We start from the raw sequence: 23,103 nt of genomic DNA on the forward strand, positions 1-23,103 counted from the left end.
AAAACGGAATTGGATATCAAGTAGTGAACATGCAGCGCCTCCACCTCCATCTGCCCGACGAGGCAGCCACCGCCAAGCTGGGCGCCGACCTGGCGCAGGTGCTGACGCCGGGCCTGGCGGTCTACCTGCACGGCGACCTGGGCGCCGGCAAGACCGCGCTCACGCGCGCCCTGCTGCATGCGGCAGGCCACCCGGGCCGGGTGAAAAGCCCGACCTATACGCTGGCCGAGCCCTATGAAGTGGAAATCGCAGGACGCATGGTAACAGTCATCCACTTCGACCTGTACCGGATGGCCAGCCCGGAGGAATTCCTGGACGCCGGATTCCGTGAACATTTCAACGAAAACACCATCTGTATCGTCGAATGGCCCGAAAAGGGCGATCCGGTGTTGCCGGCACCGGACATTCACGTCAGCCTGATGCTTGCGCAGCACGGCCGTGATGTAGAATTACGTGCGTTGTCTGACAAGGGTCATCAATGCCTCGCTCGACTGAAATTCGCTCCCAACCTGTAAAGTCCAAAAGCCGCCGCACCATCCTCAAAGCAGGCGGCGCTCTCTTCGTCTCCGTCGTCACTCCCCTGCCCGCTTTTGCCTCGCAAATCCTGGCCGTGCGCGTGTGGCCGTCCGACGACTACACCCGCGTCACGCTGGAGAACGACAGCGACCTCAAGGTCACCCACTTCGTGGTGAAGGACCCGGAGCGCCTGGTGGTGGACATTGAAGGCATCGATCTCAACAGCACCCTGAAGGACCTGGTCGCCAAGATCCAGCCCAACGATCCGTACATCCGCCAGGTGCGCGTCGGCCAGAACCGGCCGAGCGTGGTGCGTCTGGTGTTCGACCTGAAGGACGAGATCAAGCCGCAAGTGTTCACGCTGGCGCCGGTGGGCGAGTACAAATACCGCTTCGTGATCGACCTCTACCCGGCCAATCCGCAGGATCCGATCGCCGCGCTGATCCAGAAGGGCGACTGGCTCAAGGAGGCGCCCAAGGACCAGGCGCAGGCACAGATCCCGGCCAAACCCGATCCGGCGCCTCTGGCCGAAGCCAAGCCGCAGCCGGAAGACAAGACCGAAAAGAATCCCAAGGTGGTCCAGGACGAGCCGCGCCTGCAGTTGACGCGCATGATCACCATCGCGCTCGACCCCGGCCACGGCGGCGAAGACCCGGGCGCCACCGGCGCGCGCGGCAACCGCGAGAAGGACGTGGTGCTGTCCATCGCCAAGCGCCTCAAGCGCAAGATCGAGCAATATCCCAACATGCGCGTCATGCTCACCCGCGACGCCGACTTCTTCGTGCCGCTGGGCCAGCGTGTGGTCAAGGCGCGCAAGGTGCAGGCCGACTTGTTCGTGTCGATCCACGCCGACGCCTTCGTGCAGCCCACCGCGCGCGGCTCCTCGGTGTTTGCGTTGTCGGAAAAGGGCGCCAGCTCCACCGCCGCGCGCTGGCTGGCCAACAAGGAAAACTCGGCCGACCTGATCGGCGGCGTGAACATCAAGACCCACGACCGGCAACTGGCCAGCGTGCTGCTGGACCTGTCGACCACCGCGCAGATCAACGACAGCCTGCGCGTGGGCAATGCGGTGCTCAAGGAAATCGGCGGCATCAACAAGCTGCACAAGGGCGCGGTGGAACAGGCCGGCTTCGCGGTGCTGAAGGCGCCGGACATCCCCAGCATCCTGATCGAGACCGCCTTCATCTCCAACCCGGAAGAAGAAGCCAAGCTGACCGACGAGCGCTATCAGGACCAGATGGCCGATGCCATCCTGACCGGCATCCGCAAGTACTTCGCCAAGAACCCGCCGCTGGCCAAGAACAAGCTGACCTGACCGGGCTGCGTACAAACCAAAAGCCCCGGCCTGCCATGCAGGACCGGGGCTTTTTCATGGCCGCCGCGGGCGTACGATCAGGCGTTGCTGACCTTGCGCTTGCCGCGCAACTTGCGCCAGAGCTGCCAGCCGGCGCCCAGCACGATGGGGATGATGGCGCCGATGATGCCGATGATCACCAGGCAATTCAGGTTTTGTTGCACGACAGGAATGTTGCCGAAGAGATAGCCCAGCACCACCAGGCTGACCACCCACAGCACCGCCCCCAGCACGTTGAAGAGCTGGAACTTGGCGAAGGTCATGGCCGAGACGCCGGCGATGAACGGCGCGAAGGTGCGCACGATGGGCGTGAAGCGGGCGATCACGATGGTCTTGCCGCCGTGCTTCTCATAGAAGGCGTGGGTCTTGCGCAAGGCTTCAGGATTGAGCCAGCGATAGTTGTGGGTGTACACCCTGTGCCCCACCAGCGCGCCTATCCAGTAATTGAGGGTATTGCCGGAGACGGCGGCCACCACCAGCAGCGCCATCAGCACCCAGATGTTCATGGCGCCGGTGGCGCAGAAGGTGCCGGCGATGAACAGCAGGGAATCCCCGGGAAGAAAGGGCAGCACCACCAGACCGGTCTCGCAGAACACAATCAGGAACAGCACCGCATAGATCAGGGTGCCGTACTGCTCAATCAGGACACCGAGATATTTGTCCACGTGCACCAGCACGTCCAGCAACTGCAGATAATCCATAAGCCCCATCGTCTATCAAACATGCCGGCGGCGTGTTGCGCCGCGCTATTCGCGTGTTGCTCTGGCGGCAACACTGCAAAAGACGAGTGGCGATCTCATCCCGACGGGTCATCATACACCATCACCTGTTGGCCTTTTGGACTACATTGAATCCAGCCTGTCCCAAACACCCAACACCGACAGCGCCGTGCGTAACTGTAAATTGCTGCAGGCACACTTCAGAACGAGGTCACGTCATCCGATAACTGCCATTGCGTGCCATCGATGCACGTTCGCAGTCACCAACAAAAGGAAGGGGAATCCAGGTGAGCATCAGTTTGAAAAACACAAAAATCGGCACCCGGCTGGCAGCCGGCTTCGCGGTCATGCTGGTATTGCTGGTGGGCATCGGCCTGCTGGGGCTATCACGCATGGCCGAACTCAACAAGCAAATGGATGGGGTAACTAACGGTTACTACCCCAAGACGGTGCTGGCCAACGATGTGATCCTGCAGGAGAACATGATCCTGCGCTCCACCCGCAACCTGCTGCTGATGACGGATCCGAATCAGCTCAAGACGCAGGAAAGCATCATCGCCGCCGCGATCAAGAAAATCGGTGAAGACATGCAGCAGCTGGACAAGAGCATCACCAGCGCCCAGGGCCGCCAGATGTACAGCCAGATCCAGCAGGCGCGCACCGCCTATATCGCCAGCAGCGACAAGCTGACCCAGCTGATCAAGGACGGCAAGCGCGAGGAAGCCGTCGTCGCCATGTATGCGCCCGCCGAACAGGCCTTGCGCACTGCCTATCTGGACAAGGTGGCTGAGCTGGTGCGCTTCCAGGACCAACTGATGCGGGAGGCTGCCGACGCCGTGCGCGCTCAGTATGAGCAGGCGCGCAACCTGACCCTGGGCCTGGTCGCACTGGCCATCGTGTTTGCCGTGCTGGTGGCGTGGCAGCTCACCCGCAGCATCACCCTGCCGCTCAACCATGCCGTGCGCCTGGCGCGCACCGTGGCCGACGGCGACCTGACCAGCCGCATCGAAGTCACCAGCAACGACGAAACCGGCCAGCTGCTGTCGGCGCTGCAAACCATGAACGGCAACCTGCAAAAGATCGTTGCCCAGGTGCGCCAGGCCACCGACACCATCAACACCGCCTCGGGCGAAATCGCCACCGGCAACCTCGATCTCTCCTCGCGCACCGAAGAACAGGCCAGCTCGCTGGAAGAAACTGCCTCGGCCATGGAAGAACTGACCTCCACCGTCAAGCAGAACGCCGACAACGCGCGCCAGGCCAACCAGTTGGCTGCCTCGGCCTCCTCGGTGGCGCTGCAGGGCGGCAGCGTGGTGGGCGAAGTGGTACAGACCATGGGCTCGATCAACGAGTCCTCGCGCAAGATCGTCGACATCATCGGCGTGATCGACGGCATCGCCTTCCAGACCAACATCCTCGCCCTGAACGCCGCAGTGGAAGCCGCCCGCGCCGGCGAGCAGGGCCGCGGCTTCGCGGTGGTAGCCTCGGAAGTGCGCTCGCTGGCGCAACGCTCGGCCTCGGCCGCCAAGGAAATCAAGGAACTGATCGACGACTCGGTGGCCAAGGTCGGCGACGGCAGCCGCCTGGTGGAACAGGCCGGCGTCACCATGGGCGAAGTGGTGACCAGCGTGCAGCGCGTCACCGATGTGGTGGCCGAAATCTCCTCGGCCAGCCAGGAGCAGAGCACGGGCATCGAGCAAGTCAATCACGCCATCTCGCAGATGGACCAGACCACCCAGCAGAACGCCGCGCTGGTGGAACAGGCGGCGGCAGCCGCGCAGGCGTTGCAGGATCAGGCCAACCGCCTGACCGAAGTGGTCAGCGTGTTCAAGATCGACGGCATGCAGGCCGCGGCGCCCGTGAAACCGGCCCGCCCCACGGCGCCGGCAACGCCGCGCGCGGCCAAGCCGGTGGCCAAGGTGGCGGCATCCGCCCCTGCCCCCGCCGCCAAAGCGGCCGCCCCGGCATTACCGGAAAGAAAACCGGCCGCTCTCAAACCGGCCGGCGACGATGCCGACGACTGGGAACAGTTCTGAGCAATGCCAACCTCGCGTAATCGCCGCCGGCGTTGTATGGCCGCGGCGAAGCGCGCACAGACGGGAAATTTAGGCATATGATCAAGCAAGGCGGCGCCCGGCCGGGGCAGGCGCCGTTACCGGCAGACCGGGGGAGCCTGCAATGCAAAGCAATGAGCCGTTCATCGGGGAACTGAACCGCAGACAAGCACAGGGGGACGAACGGGACGCCCTGCTGGCGGCGCTTTCGCGCTCCACGGCCATGCTCGAATTCGCCGCCGACGGCACCCTGCTCGGCGCCAACGACAACTTCCTGCGGCTGCTCGGCTACCGCCGCGAGGAACTGGTGGGCGAGCACCACAGCATGTTGTGCGACCCGACCTACGTCGCTACCGAGCACTACCAACAGTTCTGGCAGCACCTGCGTCAGGGCGAAGTCATCTCCGGCACCTTGCAGCGCCTGCGTGCCGATGGCACCACGCTGTGGCTGGAAGCGATCTGCAGCCCGATCCTGGACGACCGGGGAGAACTGCAAAAAGTCATCTCGGTAGCTGCCGACATCACCGCTCACATCGACGACTCGCGCCATAGCCATAGCGTGCTCAATGCGCTGAACCGATCGCTGGGCGTGGTCGAACTGTCAGCCGAAGGCATCATCCTGTCGGCCAACAGCAACTACCTCAAGACGATGGAATACCTGGCCGACGAGCTGGTCGGCAAGCCGCACCGCATCCTGTGCGACGACCAATATGCCCAGAGCCAGGAATACGCAATGTTCTGGCGCGACGTCTGCCAAGGGCGCTTCTTCTCAGGCCGCTTCCAGCGCCGCGCGCGCAACGGCCGCACAGTATGGTGGGAAGCCACCTACTCGCCGGTGCTGGACGCGCACGGCAAACCCGAAAGGATCATCTGCATCGGCACCGACGCCACCTATCGCGTCACGCGCGAGGTCAGCGATCGCGAGCACCTGCACCTGCTGTCGCTGGGCATCAATGAGACCGACAACGCCGTCATCATCACCGACGACGCCAATCGCATCGTCTTCCACAACATCGGCTTCACCCGCATGCTGGGCTTCCAGGCGCAGCAGGTGATCGGCAAAAAACCGCATGAGCTGTTCGCCGCCCATCCCAACTTCGTCAAGTCGATCGAGCGCTGCCACGGCGAGCTGCTACAGGGGCGCAGCTTCCACACCGAGGAGCTGATCCACAACATGCATGACCAGCCGCTGTGGATGTCGGCGGTGGTCAACCCCATCCTGGATGCGGCGGGCAAACTGGTCAACGCCGTGTGCGTGATGACCGACATCACCAACACCAAGGTGCACGAGGTGCTGCAATACCGCGTGCTCAACGCCATGGCGCGGGACTCTTCACTGGTCGAGCAGATGAACCTGCTGTGCGAGGAAGTGGAGCGCGTAGCGCCGGAAGTGGTCGCCTCCATCCTGCGCGTGGACGAGCATGGCCGGCTGCATACGCTGGCCGGCCCCAGCCTTCCGGAGTCCTACAACCGGGCGCTGGACGGCTTGGAGATCGGCCAGGCGGTGGGCGCCTGCGGCGCCGCCGCCGCCAACGGCGAAGCCGTCATCACCACCGACATCGAGACCGACCCGCACTGGATCAACTATCGTCAGCTGGCTTTGCCGCTGGGCCTGCGCGCATGCTGGTCGACCCCGGTCAAATCGTCCGATGGCAAGGTGATCGGCACCTTCGCCTTCTACTTCCGCGAGCCGCGCCGGCCCAGCGCCTTCCACCACCTGCTGGTGGACGCCGGCCTGCACCTGTGCGCGCTGGCCATCGAGCGTGAAGCATCGCGCGCGCGCATCCACCAGCTGGCGTTCTACGACTCGCTGACCAGCCTGCCCAACCGCAGCCTGTTGCTGGTACAGGCCGGCCAGGCGATCGCCGCCGCCCAGCGCAACCGCAGCACGGTGGCGGTGATGTTCATCGACCTCGACCGCTTCAAACAGGTCAACGACTCGCTGGGCCACCAGGCCGGCGACGAGCTGCTGCGCACGGTGGCCACGCGGCTGCAGTCGCAGGCGCGCCGTTCGGACATCGTCGGCCGACTCTCCGGCGACGAGTTCGTGGTGGTGCTCACCCAGTACGACGACAACCACCTGAGCGAAGTCGTCAAGCGCATCCAGGATCGGCTGTCGCAGCCGGTCTACATCAACGGCACGCCGCTCAATCCCTCGGCCAGCATCGGCGTAGCCATGTTCCCCGCCAACGGCAACGACATCGAGACCCTGCTGCATCGCGCCGACATCGCCATGTACCAGGCCAAGGCGGTCAACCGCGGGCGCTTCAGCTTCTTCAGCGACGAGATGAACAGCATGGCCCAGGAGCGCCTGGCGCTGGAAGGCGCGCTGCGCGACGCGCTGCGCGGCGGCGACTTCGAGCTGCATTACCAGCCGCAGATCCACCTGAAAGACAACCGCCTGCACGGCGTGGAGGCGCTGGCGCGCTGGCCGCATCCGCAGCTGGGCAACATCTCGCCGGGGCGCTTCATCCCCATCGCAGAAGAATGCGGCCTGATCGGCGAGCTCGGCAAATGGGCGCTGGAGGAAGCCTGCTTCCAGCTCTCCGACTGGCGCCGGCGCGGCATCCGGGTGCCGTCCATCTCGGTCAACCTGTCGGCCACCAACTTCCACGACCTGGAGTTGCCGCAGTTCGTCACTGGCCTGCTGCAGCGCCATGCGCTCTCGCCAAGCGACCTCACCATCGAGATTACCGAGACCGTGCTGATGGACACCAACCCCAGCACCAACCAGACCATCGCCGCGGTCCACGCGCTGGGCGTGCCGCTGGCCATGGACGACTTCGGCACCGGCTATTCCAGCCTGGGCTACCTGCGCAAGCTGCCGGTGGGCGAGCTCAAGCTGGACCAGAGCTTCGTGCGCGACATGGCCAAAGACGAGACCGTGAGCGCGCTCACCAATGCCGTGATCCGCATCGGCGAAAGCCTGAAGCTGACCGTGGTGGCCGAGGGCGTGGAGGATGCCGACCAGTACGAGCTGCTGATCAGCCAGGGTTGCGAGGTTGGCCAGGGGTATTTCTTCTCGCGCCCGCTGTCGGCCGACAACCTGGAAAACTGGATACGCGACTTCATGGCCGGCAAGGACGTCCGCGACGACGCCTGAATGCGCGCCCGCCCGCGCAAACGCCATTTCCTGTTTGCGCCGCCCACAAACTCACCAAATCTTCGCCGGGCGATATCAGGATGAAATGTCAAAGAATTACTTTCTCGATGGAAAAACAACAGCTCCGCAAAATGTGGGCGCAAACATCGAAAGAATTTGAATCAGATCAAAGCACTATCGCTATACTTCTGGCTTCCCCAGCAAGTCCAGAGATGTAAACGTAACCGCCAGGATCCACAGCCCGGCCGCTCCAGCGTTGCTCCGGCCCCGTCTTTCGGGCCGACAGGTTCTGCAAGCGTAATAACGGCGTCCCTCCGGGACCCACACAGGTTGCCCCGACCACGGTCGGCAAGACATCTCGATCGGCATTTGCGCGATTCCATTTTTGCTTTTCAAAAACAAGAACACCATGGCTACTGAACTGTTTGCTGCGGCACCCCGCTCTTCTCTGCTCAACCGATCGGTCGGTGCAAAACTGACGACCCTGACCGTCGCCCTCGTGGGCGCGGTATTCGTCATTGCACTGCTGCTGATCACCTATTCCACCTCGCGCATGATGGAACAGCGCTCGGTGGAACAGATGAGCAACGAGGCGCGCAGCGTGTCGCACATGGTGGAAATGTTCGACCACTCGGTCAACAGCCAGGTGGATCGCTTCTCCACTATGTTCGGCAACGAGTTCGCGGGCAAATTCACGCTCGACGAAAGCCGCACCATCCAGATCGGCGACCGCGCTACCCCGGCGCTGCAAAACGACGGCAAGGATCTGAACATGGACTTCAGCATCCCCGACCGCTTCACCGCAGAGACCGGCGTCACCGCCACGATCTTCGCCAAGACCGGCGACGACTTCGTGCGCGTGTCGACCTCGCTGAAGAAGGAAAACGGCGAGCGCGCCATCGGCACCCTGCTCGACCGCGCCCATCCCGGCTACGCCGCGCTGAAGGCCGACAAGCCCTACAGCGGCCTGGCCACGTTGTTCGGCAAGCAGTACATCACCAAATACGTGCCCATGAAGAACGCCGCCGGCCAGATCATCGGCGCGTTGTACGTGGGCATCGACATCTCGCCCGACGTCAAGGCCCTGAAGGACAAGATCAAGGCGCTGAAGATCGCCGACACCGGCTTCTTCTACGTACTTAACGCCAAGGAAGGCAAGGACCTGGGCGTAATGATCGCCGGCGCACCGCGCGAGGGCAAGGAGGAAGGCGCCAGCCTGCTGGAGCTGAAGGACGCCGGCGGCGACAGCTACATCAAGACCGTGCTGGAACAGAAAGAAGGTTCGCTGCGCTACACCGCCGCCGACGGCCGCAAGAAGGTCATCGCCTTCACGCGTTATGCCGGCTGGAACTGGGTCATCGCCGGCGAAACCTATGTCGACGAGATCACCCGCGAAGTGCGCAGCATGCGCAACCTCTACATCGGCTTCGGCCTGCTGTTCCTGGCCATCCTGGGCGCGATCCTGGCGCTGATGGTCAAGCGCACCGTGTCGCGTCCGCTGGACGCCGTGTGCGAAGCCGCCGACCGTATCGCCGGCGGCGACCTGACCACCCGCCTGCACGTGACGCGCGGCGACGAGATCGGCCGCCTGATGGGCGCCTTCAACGGCATCAGCGAAGGCCTGTCGGCGGTGGTGTCGAGCGTGCGCGCCGGCACCGAAGAGATCAACACCGCCGCCAGCGAAATCGCGGCCGGCAACCTCAACCTGTCGTCCCGCACCGAGCAGCAGGCCGGCGCGCTGGAAGAGACCGCTTCGGCCATGGAAGAGCTGACCTCCACCGTCAAGCAGAACGCCGCCAACGCGGTGCAGGCCGACGAGCTGTCCAGCTCGGCCTCGGGCGTGGCCAGCGAAGGCGGCGAGGTGGTCGGCCAAGTGGTGCAGACCATGGAGGCGATCAACACCTCTTCGCAACGCATCGTCGACATCATCAGCGTGATCGACGGCATTGCCTTCCAGACCAATATTCTCGCCCTGAACGCCGCGGTGGAAGCCGCCCGCGCCGGCGAGCAGGGCCGCGGCTTCGCCGTGGTGGCCACCGAAGTGCGTACGCTGGCCCAGCGCAGCGCCTCCGCCGCCAAGGAAATCAAGGAGCTGATCGACGCCTCGGTGCAGACCGTCGGCGCCGGCGGCCAGCTGGTGGCGCAGGCCGGCTCGACCATGGGCGAAGTGGTGGCCAGCGTGCAGCGCGTGTCCACCGTGATCAGCGAGATCACCACCGCCAGCCGCGAACAGAGCGAAGGCATCGACCAGATCAACCGCGCCATCGCCCAGATGGACGAAACCACCCAGCAGAACGCCGCTTTGGTCGAACAGGCGGCAGCCGCGGCACAGTCACTGCAGCAGCAGGCCGAGCGCCTGGCCGCGGCGGTCAGCGCCTTCCGCATCTGAGGCCGGCGCCGTTGGCGGCCGAGCGCGCCGCCAACGGTATAATCGCGCCATGAACGCACCGCATTCCCCCACCGCAACGACGCCCCCGACCTATCGCCCCATCCAGGCCCTGCCGGATCAGCTGATCTCGCAGATCGCCGCCGGCGAGGTGATCGAGCGCCCGTCGGCGGTGGTCAAGGAGTTGCTGGAAAACGCACTGGACGCCGGCTCCACCCAGATCACCGTGCGCCTGGAGCAAGGCGGCGTCAAACGCATCGCCATCACCGACAACGGTCGCGGCATTCCGCCGGACCAGTTGCCGCTGGCGCTGGCGCGCCATGCGACCTCCAAGATCGCCTCCCTGACCGACCTCGAAAACGTCGGCACACTGGGCTTTCGCGGCGAGGCATTGGCCTCGATCGCCTCGGTAGCGCAGCTGACCGTCACCACCCGCACCGCCGATGCGCCGCACGCCTGGGAAATCAGCGGCTCGCAACACGGCGCGGTGTCGCCAGCCTCGGGCGCGCAAGGCACCACCATCGACGTGCAGGATCTGTACTTCAACACCCCGGCGCGCCGCAAATTCCTGAAGTCCGAACAGACCGAGTACGGCCACTGCGCCGAGGTGGTGCGCCGCATTGCGCTGGCGCGCCCGGACGTCGCCTTCTCGTTGTCGCACAACGGCAAGACGGTGGATCACTGGAACGTGGGCGAATTCGCCAAGCGCAGCGCGCACATCCTGGGCGACGAGTTCGCCAACGCCCGGCTGTCGCTGGACGAGTCGGCCGGTCCGCTGCGCCTGCATGGCTTCGTCGGCCTGCCGACTGCCTCCAAGGCGCGCGCCGACGGCCAGTATTTCTACGTCAACGGCCGCTTTGTGCGCGACAAGCTACTGACCCACGCCGTGCGCGCCGCCTACCAGGACGTGCTGCACGGCGACCGCTATCCGTCCTACGCGCTGTCGATGGAGCTTGACCCGGCGCTGGTCGACGTCAACGTCCATCCGTCCAAGATCGAGGTCCGCTTTCGCGACAGCCGCAGCGTGCACCAGTTCGTGTTCCACGCGGTGTCTCGCGCGCTGGCCCAGACCTCGGCCACCTCGTTCGGCACCACGCCGCAACCCCAGCCCAACCAGCCGGCCGGCAGCGCGCCCATCCCATGGATGCGCGAGCAGCAGCAAACCAGTTTCCCGCAGCAGTTCGCCGAACAGCCGCGGCCGTTTTCATTCGGCGGCGGCAGCGGCTTCGGCGTGCGCCAGAATTCGGAAGCCTACGGCGCAATGTTCGGCGGCCATGCCGAGGGCGGCGCCGGCAATGCCAACCCGTCCCCGCTGAACCAGACGCAGGCGACTTACTCCCCGGGCTTCGCCCCGCGCGGCAACGCGGCGCAGGAGATGCCAGCCGGCGACTTCCCGCTCGGCTTCGCGCTGGCGCAACTGCACGGCATCTACGTGCTGGCGCAGAACAGCGCCGGCCTGGTGGTGGTGGATATGCACGCCGCCCACGAACGCATCCTTTACGAGCAACTGAAGAATGCGCTGGACGACAAGGAAATGTTCGTGCAGCCATTGCTGATTCCGGTCACCTTCTACGCCGACGCGGTCGAGGTCGGCACCGCCGAAGAGCATCAGGAAACCTTGTCCGCGCTGGGCTTCGACATCGCCGTGATGTCGCCCACCACGCTGGCCGTGCGCGCGGTGCCGGCACTGCTGAAGAACGCCGACGCCCAGACGCTGGCGCGCGACGTGCTGCGCGACGTGCGCGAATACGGCGGCTCGCGCGTGCTGCTGGAGCGCCGCAACGAGCTGCTCGGCACCCTGGCCTGCCACACCGCCGTGCGCGCCAACCGCAGTCTGACCATCCCCGAGATGAACGCCCTGCTGCGCCAGATGGAAGCCACCGAGCGCTCCGACCAATGCAACCACGGTCGCCCGACCTGGAGCCAGATGGCCCTGTCCGACCTGGACAAGCTGTTCCTGCGCGGACAATAAGCAATGACTGCAACACCTGTACGCCCCCTGGCGGTGGCCATCATGGGTCCGACCGCCTCCGGCAAGACCGCCGCGGCGCTGGAAATCGCCCGCCGCATTCCCAGCGAAATCATTTCGGTCGACTCCGCGCTGGTCTATCGCGGCATGGATGTGGGCACCGCCAAACCCAGCCGCGAAGAACTGGCCGAGGCGCCGCACCACCTGATCGACATCATCGATCCGGCCGATGCCTATTCCGCCATGCAATTCCGCCAGGACGCGCTGCGCCTGTGCATGGAGATCGCCGCGCGCGGCAAACTGCCGCTGCTGGTCGGCGGCACCATGCTCTACTTCAAGGTGCTGCGCGACGGGCTGGACGAGCTGCCGCAAGCCGATCCGGCGCTGCGAGCGCAACTCGATGAAGAAGCCGCGCGCGTGGGCATGCCGGCCATGCACGCCAAACTGGCCGGGCTCGACCCCGTCACCGCCGAGCGCCTCAAGCCCAACGACAGCCAGCGCATCCAGCGCGCGCTGGAAATCACGCTGCTGACCGGCCAGCCGATGTCTTCGTTGTTGTCGCAGAAGCAAGCCGAGCCGCTGCCCTTCGACCTGCTGCCGCTGGCGCTGGAACCCTCGGATCGGGCGTTCCTGCATGAACGCATCGCCCTGCGCTTCGACCTGATGCTGAAAGGCGGCGCGCTGGAACAGGAAGTGCAGACGCTGCGCGCGCGCGGCGACCTCAATCTCGGCCTGCCGTCGATGCGCTGCGTGGGCTATCGCCAGATGTGGGAGTATCTGGATGGCGACATCGACTTCGCCGCGATGCGCGAGAAAGGCATCGCCGCCACCCGCCAGCTGGCCAAACGCCAGCTGACCTGGCTGCGCTCCATGCCCGACCGGGTGGTGATCGACTGCAACCTGCCCTCGGCGACGGAACAGGTCTGGACGACGGTGGAGCAGGCAATCTCGGCGCGCGCCGCCGGCTGACGCCTGCATTGATGGGCTTGGGCAACTGATTTTCGAAAAAATCCGTCGCCACTATTGACAGACCGGGATGAAGCCACTATAGTTGCTGGCTTGCTTCTGGTGATATAGCTCAGCTGGTTAGAGCACAGCACTCATAATGCTGGGGTCGGTGGTTCAAGTCCACCTATCACCACCAAAGACATGTAAGCCGTTGATTCCGAAAGGATCAACGGCTTTTTTGTTGCCTGAAGCTCTCCTCCCCGCCCTCCCCGTCTTGACGCCCCCATCCGCCGCTTGGGCAAAGCAGGGACACAAGCCCCCATAAGCATCTATCATCTCGGTCGGAAAAGTCGAATCAACGGTCGCCGAACCGGCCTGCCGCCACGCGCGCGGGGGAAACAACATGGGGAAAGTATGAGCTTCTCGCTGGAGAAATTCGAAGCGCACGTCTATCGACGCGAGCATGATGCCGCCTTGGGCGCGCTGCACACGCTGCTGCACGACATCAACCTGCAATCGGGCATGGTCAGCGACAAGTTTTCCGCACGCCTGCCGCGCGCAGTGGAAAAACCGGATGCCAACCCGCACATCTGGGTGCGCATCGCCTCCGCCATCTCGGCCCTGTTTGCCGACGACACGTTCCAGATCCCCGCCGAGTGGCAACACCGCCTGTTGGGCAACCATCGCTGGTTCGCACCGATCTTCGCCGCCAGTGCGTTTCGCAATGCCGACCACCTGCTACGCGCGCTGAACCGGCATGAGAGTGGCGAGTTGTCCAAGCTCGTGTTGGCCGATCGCGACCTGTTGAAATTCTGCCTGCTGTATTCGCCCGAATCGGACGTCAATCTGGATCTCGACGCGCTATGGAAACGCGACAAGGTCCTGGCCGCCAGCCTGTGCCTGGGACTGCTGTCGCCGCGCTTTCAAGGCTCGCGCGCGGCGCATGCGCAACGTGAAAAGCTGCTGCCCTGGCTGGCGCAAAAATTGTGGGAGATCGAGGACCTCGACCAGCTGCCGATCGACCTGCTGCACGGCGTGTACATGTACTGCAGCTACGCCTCGCATACCGGCAAGCACGACATCAAGAAGCCCATCAACGCCTTGCTCCACAGGCGCATCCTGCGCGCCGGTTTCAGCGATATCGGGCAGCCGCCGCACAGCGGCCCGGGCAAGCCGGTGATGATGGTGCTGTTCGAGTCGTTCAATTCGGGACACTCGATCCACCGCACCCACTCGCTGACCATCGACGCCGCACGCGCCCAGTTCCGCGTGGTGGGTATCGGCTACCCGCAAAACATTGACGACAAGGCCAAGGAAGTCTTCGACGAATTCATTGCGCTCAAGCCCGACACCGTGCAGAACCAGCTGACGCAGATCCAAGCCGAGTCGCTCAGGCTGGGCGCGCAGGTGTTCTACATGCCCAGCGTGGGCATGGCCGCCATTTCCATGTACCTGGCCAATTTACGCATCGCGCCGCTGCAGGTGATGGCGCTGGGCCATCCGGCCACCAGCCACGGTCGCGCGATCGACTACGTGGTGGTGGAAGAGGATTATGTCGGCGACCCGGCCTGCTTCAGCGAGAAGCTGCTGCGACTGCCCAGCGACGGTATGCCGTACCGTCCCTCGTCCGCACTGACCCGCAAGCTGGCGCCGCCGTCCATCGAGGAGACCGCGCCGAAGGTCGTCAAGATCGCCGTGTGCTCCACCACGATGAAGCTCACTCCGCAGTTCCTCGATGCTTGCTTGCAGATCGCGCAGCGCGCGGACACGCCGGTGCATTTCCATTTCCTGCTGGGAGATGGCATCGGCCTGATCTTCGCGCAGGCGCAGCGCGTGGTGCGGCAAGTCCTGGGCGAGCTGGCCACCATCCACGCGCGCCAACCGTACGAAGATTACCTGGCGCTGGTGGCCGGCTGCGACATGTTCATCAACCCCTTCCCGTTCGGGAACACCAACGGCATCGTCGATGCAATCAGCGTCGGCCTGGTGGGCGTATGCAAGGTCGGCCCCGAGGTGCACGAGCATATCGACCATGCCCTGCTCAAGCGGCTGGGCATGCCCGGCTGGCTGAGCGCCCCGACGGTGGAAACCTACGTGCAGGCGGCCGTGAAACTGGCCAATGCGCATGGCGAACGCACCCGCCTGCGCCGCCGCTTGAGCGGCCCCGACAAGCTCGACGTATTCTTCAAGGGCCGGCCTGAGATCATGGGACAGCAGTTGCTGGCGCTGCTGCAGCGCCGGCATCAGGACGTCGACGACGCCGACTGATCAGTCGGCCAGTCCGCCCACGTCCAGCACGTCCCAGCACGCGCCCATGGTGTGGTAATCCACTTTGCCGGCCGGCGACTTGGTGTCTTCCAGCTTGCCGCCGTCGGCCGCCAGGATGCGGAACCAGGCGCCGTGCTCGTGATCGACCAGGTGGCGCCAGCTCCATGCCCAGATCTCGTGGTACTGGAGCCTGAAATCCTCTTCCCCGGTGGCGCGCCACAAGCGCCACGCGCTGGCGAATGACTCGGCCTGCACCCAGAAGTACTTGTGGCTGTCGTAAGGCCGGAAGTCGGGATCGAAGCCGTAGATCAGCCCGCCGTGCTGCACGTCCCAGCCATGCCGCCATGCCAGGCGCTGCAGCGTGGCGGCGCGCTCGACGTAGCGGCGCTCGGGCGCATATCCATCGGCGATCATCAGCAGCTTGGCCCACTCGGTCTGGTGCCCGGTCTGAAAACCCCAGGGCTTGAAGATATTGTCCGGATTGCCGCGGTTGTAGTCCCAGTCCACCGACCAGTCGCGACCGTAGTGCTCCCACACCAGGTCGCTGGTGTGGGCAGCAAAACCGAACACAAAGGTCTCGATCAGCTCCTGCGCGCGTTGCAGGTAGCGCGTCTCCCGCGTCGCCTCATAGGCCGCGAGGCAGGCCTCGCACATGTGCATGTTGGCATTCTGCCCACGGTAGTCGATCAGCGCTCCAGCCGGCGTGATCTCGTCGGCGTAGGCGCCATGCGGCGCTTCGTAGAACGCGTCATTCATGCGCTCGAAGGCTTGCGCTACACGGTCGGCCTCGCACAGGCCGATGCGATGCGCATGCGCATACGCCAGCAGCACGAAGGCCTGGCCGTAGGCCATGACGGTGCCGTCCTCGATGCGCCCCTCCTCCAGCGTCCACGCAAACAGGCCGGCCAGCGGCCCGTCGCGATGCTCGAAACGCTGTAAATGCGCCAGCGCATGCTGCGCCTGCTCGCGGTAGCGCGCCTGGCCGGTATGCGTGAAGGCCATGGCCTGCGTGAACACCAGCCGCGTTGCACTCACCAGATGGCGATGCGTGCGGTTGTAGACGCTGCCGTCATCCTTCAGGTAGTGGAAGAATCCGCCCTGCGGATCGATCGCGTGACGGTCATAGAACGCCAGCGTCCGGGCGACATGCGCCTGCAGCACGCGGCGGCTTTCAAAATCGGGAAGAGTCATCATCGTTTCTCAGTGGTTGTCGTGGTTTGCCCACGTGTCGATGGCGGCGTTCATTGCGCAGCGTCCTTCTGGCGCCACTTGTCCAGGATCACCGCCAGCACGATCACCGCGCCCTTGGCCACGTATTGCCAGAAAGACGACAGGCCGAGAATCGTCAACCCGTTGTTCATCACGCCGATGATGAGCGCGCCCACCACCGTGCCCCAGATAGTGCCGACGCCGCCCATCAGGCTGGTGCCGCCCAGCACCACCGCGGCGATTGCGTCGAGCTCGTAGCCGCTGCCCCAGTTGCCGTTGGCGCCGTACAGGCGGCTGGCCGACATGGCGCCGGCCAGGCCGGAGAACAGGCCGCTGATCGAGTACACGAACAGCAGCACCAGACCGACGCGGATACCGGTCAGCCGCGCCGCCTGCAGATTGCCGCCGATGGCGTAGATGTGCATGCCCAGCACGGTCTTGCGCAGGATCAGCCAAGACACGAGCACCACCGCCAGCGCTACCCAGATCAGCCACGGCACATGCAGGAAATCGCCGTTGCCGATCCATTCGAAGCTGGGAATGTCGTTGTTGAGCACCGTGGTGCCGTCGGCCAGCAGATAGGCCGCACCACGAAAGGCCGTCATCGTGCCCAGCGTGACCACGAAGGCGTTGATGTTGAGGAAGGCCACCATAGCGCCGTTGATCATGCCCATCACCAGGCCGGACACCACGAACATCGGTATCGACCATCCCGCCGCCGCGCCCAGCGACACCTGCATGCCCAGCACCGCCGAGACCGCCAGCACCGAGCCGACCGAGAGGTCGATGCCGGCGGTCAGGATCACGAAGGTCATGCCGGCCGCCAGCACCAGATTGATTGCCACCTGGCGCAGGATGTTCATGGTGTTTTCCGGCGTGGCGAAGTTGGAGGTGCCATCGCCGCTCAGGTAGATCGTCAGCGCGTAGAAGATCAGGTAGAGCACCACCAGCACCGGCAGCATGCCGAGCCGGTGCAGCATCCACTCGCGGGCGCTGTGGGGCTTGCGTGAACGCGCGGCGGCGCCCTGGTCGGAGGGGTGTTCTGCGGGTTGCATCGTCTTGAGTTCAGCCATGATGAGAAGTCGCGGAAGAGGTTGGGCCCGTGTGGGGGACAGACGGCATTGCCGGCGCCATGGACGCCGGATGATCGGTATCGGTGGCCAGGTGCATGATGTTTTCCTGCGTGATGTCGGCGCCGGCCAGCTCGCCGGTGATGGCGCCCTCGCGCATCACCAGCACGCGGTCGCAGATGCCGATCACCTCCGGCAATTCGCTGGAGATCACGATGACGGCCACGCCCTGCGCCGCCATCTTGCGGATGAACTGGTAGATCTCGCTCTTGGCGAGGATGTCTACACCGCGCGTGGGTTCGTCCAGGATCAGCACCTTGGGATTGATCTCCAGCCAGCGCGCCAGCAGGACCTTCTGCTGGTTGCCGCCGGAGAGCTTGCCCACATGCACCTCGGAATGCGCCACCTTGACGTTGAGCCGGCGTATCGCGTCACCGGCGATGGCGCGCAGCGCGCCGTTCCTGAGCAGGCCCAGGCGCGTGTGGCGCGCGGCGACGTTGAGGGTGGCGTTGGCGCCCACCGACATCTGCAGGAACAGCCCCTGCCCCTTGCGATCCTCCGGCACATAGGCGATGCCGTGGCGCATCGCCGCGCGCGGATCCGGCGTGGCGATGGCGCGGCCTTCCAGCGCGATCTCGCCCGACGTCTTGGGATCGGCGCCAAACAACAGGCGCGCCAGCTCGGTACGACCGGCGCCGACCAGCCCGGCGAACCCCAGCACCTCCCCGAATCGCACCTGGAAGGAAGACGGCTTGACCTTGCCGCCGGCGACGTCGCGCACCGCCAGCACCGGCTTGCGACGCGCCGCCTCTTCCGGCGCCATGCGTTCGTGCTGGTAAAAGTCGGACAGCGAGCGCCCTACCATCATCTGAACGATGCGGTTGGGGTTGACCTCGGCCGGCGTCAGTTCGCCGACGAAGCCGCCGTCGCGCAGCACCGTCACGCGATCGGCCAGCGCATAGACCTCGGCCATGCGATGGCTGATGTAGATGATGGCCAGCCCTTCGTCGCGCAGCCGGCGCACCACCGCGAACAGGTGCTCGGTCTCGCGGTCGGAGAGCGCGGCGGTGGGCTCGTCCATGATCACGATGCGGCTGCGATGCACCAGCGCGCGCGCGATCTCGACTTGCTGCTGCTCGGCGATCGATAGTCGCCCGGCGCGGTCCGACGCCCGGAAGCCCGCGCCCAGTTGCTCCAGCACAGCATCGGTGCGACGCCGCATTTCAGCATGGTCGATCAGGCCGAGGCCGGTGCGCAGCTCGCTGCCCATGAAGACGTTGGCGGCCACACTGATGTTGGGCGCGATCGCCAGTTCCTGGTAGATCAGGTTGATGCCGGCGGCGCGGCTGGCGGCCGGGTCGCGCAGCGACGCCGGTTTTCCGTCCAGCAGGATCTCACCGCGATCGGGGGCGTAGACGCCGGAGAGCACCTTCATCAGCGTGCTCTTGCCGGCGCCGTTCTCGCCCATGAGCGCGTGGATCTCACCCGGATGCACCGTGAGTTTCATGTCGACGAGAGCCCGCGTGGCGCCGAAGGCCTTGCAAATGCCGCTCATCTGGAGGATGGATGTGGTCGTCATCGGAAACAGGCAAGGTTGATCCTGCCATCACGTCGCCGCCATCATGAACGACGGCCGCGGCGAAGCGATGCAGGAAATGCGACAGGAAAAGAATGCGTGTACCAAGCGCCGCAACGGCGTTCAGTTATGCACCCACCCCTTGTAGCTGCCGACGTTGTCGCGCGTGATCAGCTGCACCGGCAGCAGCTTGACCGGCTTGGCCGGGGGACGACCATTCATCACGTCGTAGCCGATGGCGACGCTCTCGGCGGCCATGCCGTACGGGTCCTGCGCGGGCGAGGCGGCGAACAGCGACTTGCCGTCCTTCAGCGCGCGCTCGGCGTCGGGCGCGCCGTCCACGCCGCTGATGAACTTGACGTCGCTGCGCTTGGCCTGGCGGATCGCCAGCTCGGCGCCGATGGCGGTAGGGTCGTTGATGGCGAACACGGCGTCGATCTTGGGATAGGCCGCCAGCAGGTTGGACATGGTGGTCATCCCACCATCGCGGCTGCCGCCGGCGTTCTGGTTATCGGACAGCACCTTGATGCCCGGCGTCTTCTTGAACTCGGCCTTGCAGCCGGCGGCGCGGTCCATCACCGCCGACACCGGCGGGCCGTTGACGATCACCACGTTGCCCTTGCCCTGCAATTGCGTGGCGATGAATTTGCACGACTCGGCGCCGGCCATGGTGTTGTCGGACATGACGGTGACGTCGGCGCCTTCAGCCACCACGTCCACCGCCACCACCACGATGCCGGCCTTCTTGGCCTTCTTCACCGCCGGGCCGATGCCCTTGGAATCGGCGGCGTTGACCACGATCATGTCGACCTTGTTGGCGATGAAGTTCTCTATCTGGCCGACCTGGGTGTTGAGGTCGTACTTCGAGGACACCACGGTCACCTTGGCGTCCGGATTGATCTTGTGCACGCCGCTCTCCGCACCCTTGGAGATGGCGACAAAGAAGGGATTGGCCAGGTCGCCCAGGGTCACGCCTACCGATTTGAGCGGCTTGTCGGCCGCCATGGCAGACGATGCTGCCGCTGCCAACACCACCATGGAACATGCTGCCGCGAGTGATTTCTTGATCATGCTTGTCTCCGGGATTCAGGTTTTAGGTTTTGGATGAAGCTCACTGCATGTACTGCCTTGCTGCTTGTGCCATGCACTGTCGGCACTGCATGCGCACCCAGACGAGCCAGGGGGAGGCGGCGCGCGTGCAATCGGGACGGCCGGGACGACCGGGATGGCGACCTTCAGTCCCAGCGGAAAATCAGCTGCGCGCGTGAGCGCGTGGATGCAATCAGTTCGGCGTTGGGCTCGTCGCTTCCGTGCACCCAGGCCTCGGCCTGCGCAGGCGTGCGACCGTGGCGCACGTGTCGCGCCACCAGCCGCTGGCGTCGCAGCACGGGGGCGACGTCGACGTACCAGACCTCGTCCAGCAAAGGCTGCACGCGCGACCAGTGACCGCGCTGCAGCAGCAGGTAATTGCCTTCGGTGATGACGAGCTGGGTGTGCGGCGCGACGGCAATCTCGCCGGCGATGGCTTCTTCGATGTCGCGATGGAAGGCCGGCGCGTAGATCACTTCGTCGCCCTGCTGGCGCCTGAGCCGCTCCAGCAGGCAGACGTAGCCGGCGCTGTCGAAGGTATCCTCCGCGCCCTTGCGCGCGGCGCGTCCCAGCCGCGCCAGTTCGGCATTGGCCAGGTGGAAGCCGTCCATGGGGACGATGCATGCGCGCGCACCGGCGTGTTCAAGCAAACCCTGGGCAAGTGTGGACTTGCCGCTGCCGGGCGGACCCGCGATGCCGAGCAGCTTGCGCGTGCCGCCGGCGAGCAGGCCATCGAGCCTGTTGCGATAGACCGTCGAAATCATGTTCGACCATCCTTATGGTTATTGTGGAGAGTGCATCATCACGACACCCTCTCTCTTGTCTGTTGTTCCGTACTGGGAACCTGTCTCCGGTGTCTCCACCATCCTCATCGAAGCAGCATGTTGCCGCTTCGCACCTCCCGATCATCCGCGGACTTGGCGATGTCCTTGTGTCGAATTAATTCCGGAAAGCTGCCGTTTAGAGCATGAGCATACTCCACAGTTCCACAGAGAAATTGCTCTGTGAGTTTTTCTGTCGGAGCCCACAAAAACTCACAAACCTAACAGTATTTTTTCGACATCGTCAAGCTCGACCGGGAACTCATCCGGCAAAGTTCTGACTATTGATCAGGTCCCGTCTTCCGCGTTTTTTGCTGCGGCGCGGCACCTGCAAACGGCAGGCGCCACCGACGTAAAAGATTGAGATAAACGGTTCCTGACAGCAACACCAAAGTCGTATTTTTCAAGCAGGCGGGTTGTATTGACGTAGTGTTTTTTGGCAACGCGTTTCCGGCACGAATCTCGAAAGCCCTTTACCGAAGCGGCTTTACAGCCAAAGCAAGTTGAGTGAAAACGACGGCCTCAAGTTTCGGGGCCGCTGCGCGTTTCAGGCATCAAGCATCCTTCGGACTGTCGGACCCCATGACCGACGGCGTAGAAATTGCGGAGAGCGAAGAGGTTCCGGATGGAAATTTTTATGCACTGCAACTCGCACTACCCATCCACGTAAGAAGCAATAAGAACCAGGGTTAATTTATGAAAAAACTCGTCGCAAGCGCCCTCATCACCCTCTCCCTGGCTGCTGCGGGCTCAGCCTACGCGGCGCCGGCGCCGATCACCGGCACCACCGCCGTCACCTTCGACAACACCGGCACCACCACTGCCATCAGCCATGTGTTCGGCAGCGCGGATGCCGGCAAGAGCTTCCTCGAAAGCTATACCTTCAACTACAGCAACCTGTTCGACCTGTCCTCGGGCGTCATCTCGACCTCGCTGCGCAGCAACTCGCAGCTGGAGCTGACCAGCTTCACGCTGAGCGGCAACGGCAACACCTACTACGGCGTGAAGACCAGCACCGGCGGCTTCCAGACCTACACCCTGGATGTGGCGAACCTGGCGGCCGGCAACTACACGCTGACCGTGGGCGGCAACGTGCTGGGCAGCTCGGGCAGCTTTGCCGGCACCCTGAACGTGGCGGCCGTGCCGGAAGCCTCGACCACTGCCATGATGCTGGGCGGCCTCGCGCTGGTCGGCTTCGCGGCCGTGCGTCGTCGCCGCAAGGATGGCGTCAAGCTGGCGCAGGGCGGCATGGCCCTGGCTTGATTGAAGTCGCATCAAGGAAAACGCCCCGACGGAGTTCATCCGTCGGGGCGTTTTTCATTGGGGGTGCGAACCGCGTTCAGCCGGCCAGCGCGGCCGCGTCGGGCACGACGGTGGCGTATCGATCGGCCAGCTCGGCCAGCGCGATGCGCTGCAGCTCGGCAGCGCTGATCGGCGCGCCGCCCAGGGGATCTGGCAGGTCGCGCGTGGCACAGGCGGCAGCCACGACCGTCGACGCGTAGCCATGATCCAGCGCCGAACGGGTGGTAGCGGAGACGCACATGTGGGTGGCGAAGCCGACGATGACCAGCGACTTGCGGCCGGTCTTCTTCAACTCTTCGTCCAGCGTGGTGCCGGCGAAGGAGTTGGGCAAGCCCTTGCTCACGATGACCTCTCCCTCCTGCGGCTGCACGCCGGCGATGATCGCCGAGCCCGGGCCTTGCGGATCGAACAGCAGTCCGCCCGGCTTGCCCTGATGAACAACATGGATCACCGGCGCGCCGGCCGCGCGCGCCTGGCGCAGCAGCTCGGCAATCTGGCCGACGGCGGCGTCGATGCCGTGCAGCGGTACGCGGCCGGTGGTGTATTCGGCCTGATGATCGATGATGACCAGCGTGGCCTCCTGCCACGACGGGATGCGCGGCGCGCCGCCGCCGATCTGGATCAGGGTCTGGGGTGCTGCCATGGTGCTCTCCTCTTGCGGGTGAATGAAGAGTCATCTTAGGGCATTAAAATACGCACACCAATTCCCCAAGATCGAC

Annotated in this window: 16 protein-coding genes and 1 tRNA gene; 10 read left to right on the forward strand and 7 right to left on the reverse strand. The window is 64.6% G+C overall.

Going from position 1 to position 23,103, the window contains the following annotated elements:
* Positions 1–29 precede the first annotated feature (29 nt).
* Positions 30–515: a tRNA (adenosine(37)-N6)-threonylcarbamoyltransferase complex ATPase subunit type 1 TsaE gene (tsaE, locus tag J8I26_RS11850; protein ID WP_209607384.1), complete on the forward strand. Its 486-nt coding sequence runs from the start codon at positions 30–32 to the stop codon at positions 513–515.
* Positions 479–1,831: an N-acetylmuramoyl-L-alanine amidase gene (locus J8I26_RS11855; protein WP_209607306.1), complete on the forward strand. Its 1,353-nt coding sequence runs from the start codon at positions 479–481 to the stop codon at positions 1,829–1,831. Before tsaE ends, J8I26_RS11855 begins: the two co-directional genes overlap by 37 nt.
* 77 nt (positions 1,832–1,908) lie before the next feature.
* On the opposite strand, the gene J8I26_RS11860 is transcribed toward J8I26_RS11855, so the two are convergent.
* Complete coding sequence (locus J8I26_RS11860; protein ID WP_209607307.1) at positions 1,909–2,571, reverse strand: VTT domain-containing protein; 663 nt, start codon at positions 2,569–2,571, stop codon at positions 1,909–1,911.
* Between the two features lie 311 nt (positions 2,572–2,882).
* Here J8I26_RS11860 and J8I26_RS11865 point away from each other — a divergent pair, with 311 nt between their 5' ends.
* From J8I26_RS11865 to J8I26_RS11895, 7 genes are all read left to right on the forward strand, one after another.
* On the forward strand, positions 2,883–4,625 hold the full coding sequence (locus J8I26_RS11865; protein WP_209607385.1) for a methyl-accepting chemotaxis protein: 1,743 nt from the start codon (positions 2,883–2,885) through the stop codon (positions 4,623–4,625).
* Positions 4,626–4,767: 142 nt separating this feature from the next.
* Positions 4,768–7,746 (forward strand): bifunctional diguanylate cyclase/phosphodiesterase, encoded by a 2,979-nt coding sequence (locus J8I26_RS11870; RefSeq protein ID WP_209607308.1) that lies wholly within the window; start codon positions 4,768–4,770, stop codon positions 7,744–7,746.
* A gap of 409 nt (positions 7,747–8,155) precedes the next feature.
* Positions 8,156–10,135: a methyl-accepting chemotaxis protein gene (locus J8I26_RS11875; RefSeq protein ID WP_209607309.1), complete on the forward strand. Its 1,980-nt coding sequence runs from the start codon at positions 8,156–8,158 to the stop codon at positions 10,133–10,135.
* Positions 10,136–10,184: 49 nt separating this feature from the next.
* Positions 10,185–12,104 carry a DNA mismatch repair endonuclease MutL gene (mutL, locus tag J8I26_RS11880; protein WP_209607310.1) on the forward strand — a complete coding sequence of 640 codons (1,920 nt, stop codon included), beginning with the start codon at positions 10,185–10,187 and terminating at the stop codon, positions 12,102–12,104.
* Between the two features lie 3 nt (positions 12,105–12,107).
* On the forward strand, positions 12,108–13,070 hold the full coding sequence (miaA, locus tag J8I26_RS11885) for a tRNA (adenosine(37)-N6)-dimethylallyltransferase MiaA (protein ID WP_209607311.1): 963 nt from the start codon (positions 12,108–12,110) through the stop codon (positions 13,068–13,070).
* A gap of 98 nt (positions 13,071–13,168) precedes the next feature.
* A tRNA-Met gene (locus J8I26_RS11890) sits at positions 13,169–13,245 on the forward strand.
* Positions 13,246–13,463: 218 nt separating this feature from the next.
* Positions 13,464–15,317, forward strand: coding sequence for a peptide transporter (locus tag J8I26_RS11895; RefSeq protein ID WP_209607312.1), 1,854 nt, complete (start codon positions 13,464–13,466; stop codon positions 15,315–15,317).
* On the opposite strand, the gene J8I26_RS11900 is transcribed toward J8I26_RS11895, so the two are convergent.
* The 5 genes from J8I26_RS11900 to J8I26_RS11920 all read right to left on the reverse strand — a co-directional run bounded on the left by J8I26_RS11900 (position 15,318) and on the right by J8I26_RS11920 (position 21,025).
* The gene (locus J8I26_RS11900) at positions 15,318–16,508 is read right to left on the reverse strand and encodes an AGE family epimerase/isomerase (RefSeq protein WP_209607386.1); all 1,191 of its coding nucleotides are present in this window, start codon (positions 16,506–16,508) and stop codon (positions 15,318–15,320) included.
* A 50-nt stretch (positions 16,509–16,558) separates the two neighbouring features.
* Positions 16,559–17,599: a ribose ABC transporter permease gene (locus J8I26_RS11905; RefSeq protein WP_245200271.1), complete on the reverse strand. Its 1,041-nt coding sequence runs from the start codon at positions 17,597–17,599 to the stop codon at positions 16,559–16,561.
* On the reverse strand, positions 17,592–19,175 hold the full coding sequence (locus tag J8I26_RS11910; protein ID WP_209607313.1) for a sugar ABC transporter ATP-binding protein: 1,584 nt from the start codon (positions 19,173–19,175) through the stop codon (positions 17,592–17,594). Before J8I26_RS11910 ends, J8I26_RS11905 begins: the two co-directional genes overlap by 8 nt.
* Before the next feature lie 120 nt (positions 19,176–19,295).
* On the reverse strand, positions 19,296–20,243 hold the full coding sequence (locus J8I26_RS11915; protein WP_209607314.1) for an ABC transporter substrate-binding protein: 948 nt from the start codon (positions 20,241–20,243) through the stop codon (positions 19,296–19,298).
* Positions 20,244–20,407: 164 nt separating this feature from the next.
* Positions 20,408–21,025, reverse strand: coding sequence for a nucleoside/nucleotide kinase family protein (locus J8I26_RS11920; RefSeq protein ID WP_209607315.1), 618 nt, complete (start codon positions 21,023–21,025; stop codon positions 20,408–20,410).
* Positions 21,026–21,778: 753 nt separating this feature from the next.
* Between J8I26_RS11920 and J8I26_RS11925 the strand changes: the two genes are divergently transcribed.
* Positions 21,779–22,345: an FxDxF family PEP-CTERM protein gene (locus tag J8I26_RS11925; protein ID WP_209607316.1), complete on the forward strand. Its 567-nt coding sequence runs from the start codon at positions 21,779–21,781 to the stop codon at positions 22,343–22,345.
* A 76-nt stretch (positions 22,346–22,421) separates the two neighbouring features.
* On the opposite strand, the gene J8I26_RS11930 is transcribed toward J8I26_RS11925, so the two are convergent.
* Positions 22,422–23,027 carry a cysteine hydrolase family protein gene (locus J8I26_RS11930; protein ID WP_209607317.1) on the reverse strand — a complete coding sequence of 202 codons (606 nt, stop codon included), beginning with the start codon at positions 23,025–23,027 and terminating at the stop codon, positions 22,422–22,424.
* Positions 23,028–23,103: the final 76 nt, after the last annotated feature.

This window comes from Herbaspirillum sp. LeCh32-8, assembly GCF_017814915.1.
Classification (GTDB): domain Bacteria; phylum Pseudomonadota; class Gammaproteobacteria; order Burkholderiales; family Burkholderiaceae_D; genus Herbaspirillum.

Bases quoted from the DNA above. Each gene is read 5' to 3' on its own strand.
- tsaE (WP_209607384.1), top strand. From the start codon at position 30: ATGCAGCGCCTCCACCTCCATCTGCCCGACGAGGCAGCCACCGCCAAG.
- J8I26_RS11855 (WP_209607306.1), top strand. From the start codon at position 479: ATGCCTCGCTCGACTGAAATTCGCTCCCAACCTGTAAAGTCCAAAAGC.
- J8I26_RS11860 (WP_209607307.1), bottom strand. From the start codon at position 2,571: ATGGATTATCTGCAGTTGCTGGACGTGCTGGTGCACGTGGACAAATAT.
- J8I26_RS11870 (WP_209607308.1), top strand. From the start codon at position 4,768: ATGCAAAGCAATGAGCCGTTCATCGGGGAACTGAACCGCAGACAAGCA.
- J8I26_RS11875 (WP_209607309.1), top strand. From the start codon at position 8,156: ATGGCTACTGAACTGTTTGCTGCGGCACCCCGCTCTTCTCTGCTCAAC.
- mutL (WP_209607310.1), top strand. From the start codon at position 10,185: ATGAACGCACCGCATTCCCCCACCGCAACGACGCCCCCGACCTATCGC.
- miaA (WP_209607311.1), top strand. From the start codon at position 12,108: ATGACTGCAACACCTGTACGCCCCCTGGCGGTGGCCATCATGGGTCCG.
- J8I26_RS11895 (WP_209607312.1), top strand. From the start codon at position 13,464: ATGAGCTTCTCGCTGGAGAAATTCGAAGCGCACGTCTATCGACGCGAG.
- J8I26_RS11900 (WP_209607386.1), bottom strand. From the start codon at position 16,508: ATGACTCTTCCCGATTTTGAAAGCCGCCGCGTGCTGCAGGCGCATGTC.
- J8I26_RS11905 (WP_245200271.1), bottom strand. From the start codon at position 17,599: ATGGCTGAACTCAAGACGATGCAACCCGCAGAACACCCCTCCGACCAG.
- J8I26_RS11910 (WP_209607313.1), bottom strand. From the start codon at position 19,175: ATGACGACCACATCCATCCTCCAGATGAGCGGCATTTGCAAGGCCTTC.
- J8I26_RS11915 (WP_209607314.1), bottom strand. From the start codon at position 20,243: ATGATCAAGAAATCACTCGCGGCAGCATGTTCCATGGTGGTGTTGGCA.
- J8I26_RS11920 (WP_209607315.1), bottom strand. From the start codon at position 21,025: ATGATTTCGACGGTCTATCGCAACAGGCTCGATGGCCTGCTCGCCGGC.
- J8I26_RS11925 (WP_209607316.1), top strand. From the start codon at position 21,779: ATGAAAAAACTCGTCGCAAGCGCCCTCATCACCCTCTCCCTGGCTGCT.
- J8I26_RS11930 (WP_209607317.1), bottom strand. From the start codon at position 23,027: ATGGCAGCACCCCAGACCCTGATCCAGATCGGCGGCGGCGCGCCGCGC.